This window comes from Patescibacteria group bacterium (genome assembly GCA_028710985.1).
Classification (GTDB): Bacteria; Patescibacteriota; Patescibacteriia; order JAHJFT01; family JAHJFT01; genus JAQTTB01.
This window is the reverse complement of the sequence record JAQTTB010000007.1, coordinates 1-8,637: the sequence shown is the minus strand read 5'-3', so window position 1 is coordinate 8,637 and position 8,637 is coordinate 1. Positions and strand designations below refer to the sequence as shown.

Genomic DNA, 8,637 nt, shown 5'->3' with positions numbered 1-8,637 from the left:
CAATTGGGGAGAAGGTCTATCCTGTTATGAAGCGGATCATTGTACTATCGAAGATAATGTTATTTATAACAACTGGGCAATAAACTTGTATCTTTCTGACACTACTAATAGCTTGGTGCAGAGAAACTTAATCTACATTTCTTCCCCTCAAGTAATACCAAATAGAGGCAATATGAGTTTTGGCTTAACGATGGCCGATGAAGTGTCAACCGTTCCTCGCTCTGCTAACAATACTGTTATCAACAATTTTATTTACAACGCTAATTTTCAAGCTTTCAGCTGGACTATAGTTCCAAATTCCGGATTAAAAAATGCGTTAATAGCAAACAATACCATTATCAATGGTGGGTTATTTACAGGAAATGGAGGGAGTAAATCCATAGTAAATGCAAATTCACAAATTAGAAATAATATTGTTATGGGATATAGCAAGGTTCCAAGTAAGAACGGCATTGCTTTTTCAAATAATAACTGGCCGGTGATGAGGCCATCGTTAGCCGCATCCTGGACTGACGTACTGGATAATCCGCAGATAGCTAGAACAGGAACAACAACGCCAGGTACTTTGAAACCGGATTATTTCAAGATATCATCCAGAGGTTCACCAGTGATAAATGCGGCAATGCCGATAAATAAGGTGGCCAAGGACTTCTTCCAGGTTGTTCGTGGAACATATCCCGATATAGGTGCGCATGAGTTCATTTCAAATTAGCAGTTTTAAAACCCCCTAAATGAAAGGCTATCGAGGGACTTGCAAAATTGCCAAAACTAGCAAACGAGGTTAGGTTGCTATTGGTCCAGTAAGCCTGTTTTTTGAGCGGGGCGGCTCTATTTTCGGTTAGTCAACCGGATATGTCGTCATTTTTATAAAATTTAAGGCGTATGTTGGCGCTGAGTAACTATCGTAATTCTCAGTTAATGTAGTTCCTGGCGCCCCGATTTTATCAGCTAATATGGTCCCGAAAAACCGATATAATCGGTTCCTGTGATTTATATTATCGGGCCGCTACACTTAGCGTACGTTTCCGTACCACTGAACTTCAACCCCATTTATAGACCATTAACGACAAGGGCTCCAGGTTGTGACTGGGTCAAACCGTTCTTTTGGTTCAATAACCCCAGCAAATTCGTGGCCTCCTAACGGCAGCAGCGCAGAAAGCAGACGATGCTTATCTCGATAACCCGTTCTTCCAGATTATTGACGGCCGTCTGAAATTAGGTAGTGTCAGACACCCAGACCTCCAGGATTTTAAATTGACCCTACTTTGAACACCATGCGTAAATTAGTACGAGGAAATCGGGTTTCCGTTGCATTGAGTTGAATGCAACGTTTTTCAATCACATTATCAGACATGACATTCGCTAAATGATGGAGTCTGATGGTTAATGTTTGCGCTTCCAGATCAGGTAGCAAATCTGCTTCAGTGTTATAGAGTGCGCGAAGTAGTGTGCACACTTCATCAGGGTGAGACATATTTTCACGCAGACTGTTAGCCATAGCCGTTTCCGCACGATAAGCCGTCATTTTGATGGTATCTACCAGATGCTTGCTTTGCGTGCTTAAGAGATTCCCCACTTGACATATTCAGCGAGAGAAGGTTTAATGAAAACCGTAATATGTTATGAAGATTAGTTGTGTTTCCAGACATCGTAAGCCCATTTGTTATTTATATTTCTATATCTGAAGTTTCCCGGTTTTTATGCTTATGACGTACATAGGAAAATCAATTAATGTGGGTATGCTATACATTACGCAAACCCTGCATTAAATCTCTATCCCGCATTGCCAGCATGATTGGCGTTGTTTAAAAACTGGGAAACTTCAGTTATCCAACATTACTGAATGTCAACGGTGAATTATTGGTGCAAAAGTAAATGCCATTACACATTTTTTAAGCGTAATAACCGTAATTTTTAAAACATTAAGCAATCAATTTCTTATCAATCACATCGTGTAGAATTAATAACATAGTGTTTTTGATAAAAAATATAAAATATATTTTTGACGTTAAGATATTGGCGTTATTTATGCCTGATATAAATCGTTGATAAATTAGTTCGATGTTCATTTGTATATGTGTTTGCACTAAATTTCTTATTCATCCGGAAACTCTAATTATTTTGTAACCATTATGAACAAAAAAATCACAACACTACACCAGAGGCGTGGTCTCGGACTGCCGTGGAGACTCGCCATCATATCATCGTACGTAAATCGGCGTAGATCGCTCCCGAAGGAGAACCTTGGCTTACCGTGGCCAACTCCGTTCCTTGCCGCTCCTGTGCTGATGCTCTGCGCGGGGCTCGCGTTGGCTCCTGGACACGCAGAAGCGGCTGGAGTTGTCTACACAGCCACGGAGGCGGGGGTCCTGCCCACAGGATCGACCCGCGTGGTGCGAGCGGCGAACGAGGGTGGCGAGATCGTGGGAACCGCACAAGGTGATAAGGGCCACCAAGGGTTCTTTATAGGCGGCAACGGACTGCAGGAGATCGCGGGACTGCCCGCTGGCAGCGATTACAGCACCGTGTTGGGCATCAACAAACACAGTCAAGTCGTGGGCTCAGTGAACACTGCCACGGGGATGCGCGCCTTCCGCTCCAGACAGACCAGCGGAATCGATTTGCTCGGAACGCTCCCAGGCGACACCAGCAGTTCGGCGTCGGCCATCAACACGCCGGGAAAGGCGGCTGGCTGGTCGAGCGGAGCCGACGGCGTTCATGCCGTCATTTGGAGTCCCGAGGGCGCCATTGAGGCGCTGCCGATGCTACCCGACAGCAGTGCCTGTCGAGGCCAGGCAATCAACGATCGCGGAGATGTTGCGGGCGCGTGCGACACCACCTCAGGGCCGCGCGCGGTCCTCTGGAAGGGCGGCACGGCTCAGGATCTCGGCACGCTGCCCGGCGATTATGAGAGCGCGGCGTTGGGCATTAATGATCGCGGTGATGTCGTCGGGTCTTCGGGGAATCCCGAGGCTGTGCATCACGCCGTCATCTGGCCGGCCGGAGGCGCTATCCAGAGTATCGGCGCCCTCTCAAACCGGAGATGGAGCCAAGCGCTCGCGGTCAATAATAACCAGGAGGTGGTGGGTGTTTCTTCTGATGGTTATAGCAAGGAACACGCGTTCCTGTGGACGGAGAAAGACGGCTTGCAGGACCTGAACGACCTGCTGACGTCGAACTCCGGCTTCGAGCTCACCCACGCCATCGCGATCAGTGCGCAGGGTCTTATTGTCGCAATCGGCCACGATAAAATTATACATACCGCTGCGAGCTCTCATGAGACGCATGATCTTCCACTTCGAATCTTCCGTTTAAAGCGCCCGTCCGGAGGGGCTCACTAATGTCAATGTCGCACCGAAGTCCGCTCTTCGCTATCGTCGCCGCCGCCCTGTTCGGGTTGTGCTTCGCTACCCCGGCGAGTGCCTTACCCAATGTTACCGGGCAGTGGACGAAAGTTGCGCGGCTGTCCTATTTTCCGGTCCACACCAACCTGCTGCCCAACGGCAAGGTCATGACCTGGGAGGGCGACATCGGGACACGCGCCGCTGATGGTACTCGATCCTGGGATCCTGCGGATCCCTTCAATCTGGACCCCGCCAACGTCTCTCTTGTTGCCCACGAGTCGATTCTCAGCAAGCCGGACATCAACATGTTCTGCATAGGGCATACGTTCCTGGCCGATGGCTCCCTCTTCGTAGCCGGCGGCCATATCTCTAATGGCGTGGGTCTGTCACGGGCCGCCAAGTATAATTATGTAACCAACACGTGGACCAGCTTGCCTGATATGAACGCGGGCCGCTGGTACCCGACCACTACCGCTTTGGCCAACGGCGACGTGTTGACGATTTCCGGCTCCATCGACACCACAGTCGGGGTCAACACGCTGCCGCAAGTGATGCAGGTAAAGACCGGAACCTGGCGGGATTTGACCGGTGCCCAGCTCGAGCTGGACCTTTATCCCCGAATGTTCCAGGCGCCGAACGGCAAGGTCTTCTATGCCGGGATGGCGTCGAATACCCGCTATCTGGACACGTCGGGGCCTGGTGCCTGGAAATTTGTCGCGACGCGGCTTGGCGCATACCAGGATTTCGGGTCGGCGGTAATGTACGCACCCGGCAAAATCCTGGTGGTGGGCGGCGGCCAACCGCCGGTGAATAAAGCTGAGGTCATCGACCTCAACCAGGCATTCCCGAGCTGGCGCGCCGTCGGCGCCATGCAATATGCCCGGCGCCAGCTCAATGCAACGCTGTTGCCCGATGGTAAGGTACTGGTTACCGGCGGCACCGCCTCGACCGGCTTCAATGACCCCACCGGCCACGTGGATGCGGCCGAGCTGTGGGATCCGGCCACCGAAAAATGGACGACGCTCGCCAGCAGCACGGGCATCCCCCGCGTGTATCATTCTTCAGCGCTGCTTCTGCCTGACGGCCGGGTTTTCAGCACGGGCGGCAACGGGTACCCGGATGTCGAGCTATATTCACCGCCGTATCTGTTCAAGGGAGCCAGGCCGGCCATCGCGTCGGCGCCGGCCAGCATCATCTATGGGCAGCCTTTTAGCGTTGGAACACCGGACGCCGCTGCGGTCACCAAGGTCACCCTGCTGAAAATTGGCTCGGTGACCCACGCCTTCAATCAGGGCCAGGTCATCAACAATCTGCAGTTTACGAAGACCACAGGAGGCCTCAGTGTCCTGGCTCCTCCAAGCGGCAATGTTGCGCCCCCCGGCTACTACATGCTCTTCATTCTAAACGGAAACGGCGTCCCGTCTGTGGCCAGGTTCGTCAAGATCAGCGCGGGTCCCAATCCTACGGTCTCTATCAGCGCCCCCGCCAATGGCGCTACTGTTGCAGGCGCTGCTGTTGCAGTCACTGCCAGTGCGTCTGACAATGTCGGCGTCTCGGGCGTGCAGTTCAAGCTCGACGGCAACAATCTCGGTGCCGAAGATACCGCTGCTCCCTACGGTATCACCTGGAACAGCACAACCGCCACCGATGGCGCGCACACGCTCACCGCCGTTGCGCGAAATGCAGCCGGGCTTAAGACGACAAGCGCTGGCGTGGCTATAAAAGTTAACAATACCACGAAACTCCCCGACGTCATTGTCACCTCGCTCTCTTATGCCAACGGCATCTTCACGAGTACGGTGATGAACCAGGGTACCGCTGCAACCCCTGCAGGTGTATATGTCGGCGTAGCATATTCGGTGGATGGCGCCCTAAAAACCTGGGGCTCCGTAATGGGGCCCCTGGCTGCAGGTGCCTCCGTCACTATTGGCACCAACGGTGTATCCTACGTCATTCCGTCCGGCATCCACACGGTTACGGTTTGGGCCGATGATGTCAACCGCTTTGCGGAGTTGAACGAAACCAATAACCAGCTTTCCAAGCAGGTTTCCGGTGACACCCAATCCCCCACCGTTTCTATAACCGCTCCCACAAACAACGCTACTGTTGCCGGCGCTGCTGTCACACTCTCTGCCAACGCAGCTGACAATGTCGGCGTCGCCGGGGTGCAGTTCCTGATCAGCGGCGATTATGACCCTCCGGAAGATACAACAGCGCCCTACGCTATCGCTTGGGACAGCACGGCTGTGGTCGATGGCATCCATACCATCAAAGCCGTAGCGCGAGACGCTGCGGGGAACACGACGACAAGTACTGGCGTGAATGTAACGGTCAACAATACCACGAAACTCCCCGACGTCATTGTCACCGCGCTCTATTATGCACACGGCATCTTCCAGTGCAGGGTGAAGAACCAGGGTACTGCAGCGACTCCCGCCGGCGTATACGTCGGCGTAAGGTATTCGGTGGATGGTATCCCTAAAACCTGGGGCTCCGTAATGGGGCCCCTGGCTGCAGGTACATCCGTCACTATTAACACCAACGGTGGAGCCTACGCCATTCCGACCGGCGCCCACACGGTTAAAGCTTGGGTCGATGATGTCAACCGCTTTGCGGAGTTGAACGAAACTAACAACCAGCTTACCCAGTCAATTACCGTTCCATGACACTGCACGCCAACGACGTCAATATTACAGGTACTGAGGCGATGGTCTTTGCCCAGTACCTCTGATAATGTCGGCGTCTCAAGCGTGCAGTTCAAGCTCGGCGGTTCCAACTTTGGCACCGAAGTTACGACAGCGCCCTTATGCTATCGCCTGGGTTAGGTCTCAAATTTTGTCAGTCTGCGCAATAATTACCAATTTTACTATAATCGTTGCCCACGTCTAAAAAATTACTACACGATGCACGGTAAATTTGTTCTCCACCCACCGCTCTCATCCTGAGCAACCAACAGCGCAAGAGTTTTTCGTCATCTTAAGGTAATCAAAAACCAGTCGCGTGTTTCGAACCAGATCGCGTATTTTTTGCGCCACGCAGTCAGCCCCTTTGGATTTGATTAGGCCCACAGCGAAGCGGCGTAGCCGGGTGATGTTGGCGGGGCCATGGCCGGTACTGATACGGCAGCGGTCTTCGTTGTAGTTCCAATCAATCACGTAGTGGCAACTGTTTTCGATGCCCCAATGTTCGCGGTTGGTCTTCAGGACTTTCTCGGCATCAGCCTTTTGGGACGTGCAACTGGTCAGCCCGTAAACGACTTCGTGGCTACGTTCACCTGTTTTTTTGTTGATGCTTTCCCGCTCGATCATGAAGGCTTGGCCGACATGGGGAAAATCCAGGTACTGGTTGAGCGCAGTGGTTGTCCAGATTTTGCGGGTTTCGATACGGCCGTGATCGGGCGGGGTAGAGTCGATAAAATCCGGTTCTTGCCGGTTCTCGAAGAACAGGGCAATATCCTCGCGTAACGTGGGCTGGTTATTTTTGACGGTGAAGTGATAATCGGCCTCGCGATTGACCACCTAGTCAGCGAATTTGCGCTGGGTCAGTAATGCGTCGACGGTGAGGGTCTTGCCTTGGATGGCGATGGCATCCAGTAGCGGAATGACCCTGCCGATTTCGTTGGTTTGGGGGTTTGAAGTCCAGTGGTACGAAAACGTACGTTAGCGTCTATGTTAAGGCGCATTTCAATTAACGGTAAACAGCACCTGATTTTTTACCACACTCGCCATCTGTTATGGCCATCTAACGAGATTCGAGAGCTCTAAACGACTCACAGCGACCCATTAGACATAAATTAACCTCTATTTTTAATATTATCTGATTGTAAAGCCAAACTTTCCGAGCCATCTCTCCAGTTTCACATATATAGACTTTCAGAAATTAATTTTCCAAAATCCACAAAAATCATAACCAAACGCCTTTAAAATACCTTCACTTACAATCCTTATAATAAGCATAGCAATGATAACCTTTTCCAAAGAACTATTGAAAAAACTACGAGCAAGTTCGTTAATTGCGTTCAAATTAAAAAATATTCAAGCATACCGATTAGCAACAGCACTGATTTGTTATGGCGAAGGGCGAGGAATAAACGAGATTGCCATACTGTTTGGAATAAGCGTCAAAACTGTCGTCAATTGGCTAATAAAATTCATGTCCGGAGGAATAAACTGGGTAATGGGTAAGCATTACCATGGCCGTGGACGCAAAGAAAAACTGACTAAAGCGCAGCAAAAACAATTGCATGACATGGTAGCTGAAGGCCCTGAAGCACACGGATTTACGAGCGGAATATGGAACTGCGCCATGATTGCAGAGCTTATTTTGCTCAAATTTTCAGTTTGTTACAACCTGAACTACTTGCCAAGCTTATTGAAAAAACTGGGATTAAGTTACCAAAAAGCCCATTTCATCAGTGACCGCCAGGATGAGGAAAAGTATGAACAGGCTAGAAAAGTCTGGCTGGAGGAGACCTTACCCGCACTGATCAAAAAAGCCAAAGAAGAAAATGCCGTGGTGTTGTTTGGCGATGAGGTCTCCTTTGCGATGTGGGGTTCATTGGCGCGTACCTGGGCTCCGATAGGACAACAGCCCACGGTAAAAACCAGAGGGATACGCAAGGGACTGAAAATGTTTGGCACGATTGAGCTTGGCGACGGAAGCTTTCAATATCGGCAATTACTGGCCTATTCTCTGCAGCCAAAATCGCTGAAGTTACTGAAAGAGGCGAAATTACCCACCGAACTACTGGCTCTGCTTAAGACTTTAAAGGGCGAGCTGTATGCAACAGAGTTTGATTTTTTAACCGCGCTAAGAGCCCTTGTTGATGAAAAATCAATGGCGACTTATCAAGGGGTTATATTAAAGCATGCCGAAACAGCGGGGAAATTTAATGGACTCAGTTATATTGAGTTTTTAGAACAACTGCTGGCATTTTATGAGGGTAAAATTTTTCTGGTTGAAGACGGTGCGCCTTATCATCATAGTAAAATCGTCACTGAATTTAAGAACCTGCACGCGGATCGTCTTACGATTACGCCACTTCCTGCCTATTCTCCCGATTATAATCCCATTGAGAAGCTTTGGAAAAATACTAAACGGGACGCAACGCACTTGAAGTATTTTAAAACGTTTGAAGACCTTCATGATTCAGTCGTAAAAGCGTTCAAATCTTATATGCAGGATGCGAGTAAAATCATCTGCGTTATGCAGAAAATGCGTGAGGATTTTTCCATAGCCTGCTGATATGTTTCGCTAAGCGGCTTGGAAATTATTTATCTGAAAAACTATAGCT

At 50.2% G+C, this 8,637-nt stretch carries 6 protein-coding genes; 4 read left to right on the top strand and 2 right to left on the bottom strand.

Annotated features, from left to right (window positions below; genetic code table 11):
* The coding region (locus PHW53_05130; GenBank protein ID MDD4995814.1) for a hypothetical protein at positions 1 to 712 on the top strand (712 nt) is incomplete at its 5' end.
* A 537-nt stretch (positions 713 to 1,249) separates the two neighbouring features.
* On the opposite strand, the gene PHW53_05125 is transcribed toward PHW53_05130, so the two are convergent.
* Positions 1,250 to 1,498 (bottom strand): hypothetical protein, encoded by a 249-nt coding sequence (locus PHW53_05125; GenBank protein ID MDD4995813.1) that lies wholly within the window; start codon positions 1,496 to 1,498, stop codon positions 1,250 to 1,252.
* Positions 1,499 to 2,423: 925 nt separating this feature from the next.
* On the opposite strand from PHW53_05125, the gene PHW53_05120 reads away from it, so the two are divergent.
* Together PHW53_05120 and PHW53_05115 are read left to right on the top strand one after the other, a co-directional pair.
* Entirely contained in the window at positions 2,424 to 3,341 is a 918-nt protein-coding gene (locus PHW53_05120) for a hypothetical protein (GenBank protein MDD4995812.1), read from the top strand.
* A gap of 5 nt (positions 3,342 to 3,346) precedes the next feature.
* The gene (locus PHW53_05115) at positions 3,347 to 6,010 is read left to right on the top strand and encodes an Ig-like domain-containing protein (protein ID MDD4995811.1); all 2,664 of its coding nucleotides are present in this window, start codon (positions 3,347 to 3,349) and stop codon (positions 6,008 to 6,010) included.
* A 270-nt stretch (positions 6,011 to 6,280) separates the two neighbouring features.
* Here PHW53_05115 and PHW53_05110 read toward each other — a convergent pair whose 3' ends face one another.
* Positions 6,281 to 6,862 (bottom strand): ISAs1 family transposase, encoded by a 582-nt coding sequence (locus PHW53_05110; protein MDD4995810.1) that lies wholly within the window; start codon positions 6,860 to 6,862, stop codon positions 6,281 to 6,283.
* A gap of 442 nt (positions 6,863 to 7,304) precedes the next feature.
* On the opposite strand from PHW53_05110, the gene PHW53_05105 reads away from it, so the two are divergent.
* Positions 7,305 to 8,588 (top strand): IS630 family transposase, encoded by a 1,284-nt coding sequence (locus tag PHW53_05105; GenBank protein MDD4995809.1) that lies wholly within the window; start codon positions 7,305 to 7,307, stop codon positions 8,586 to 8,588.
* Positions 8,589 to 8,637 lie beyond the last annotated feature (49 nt).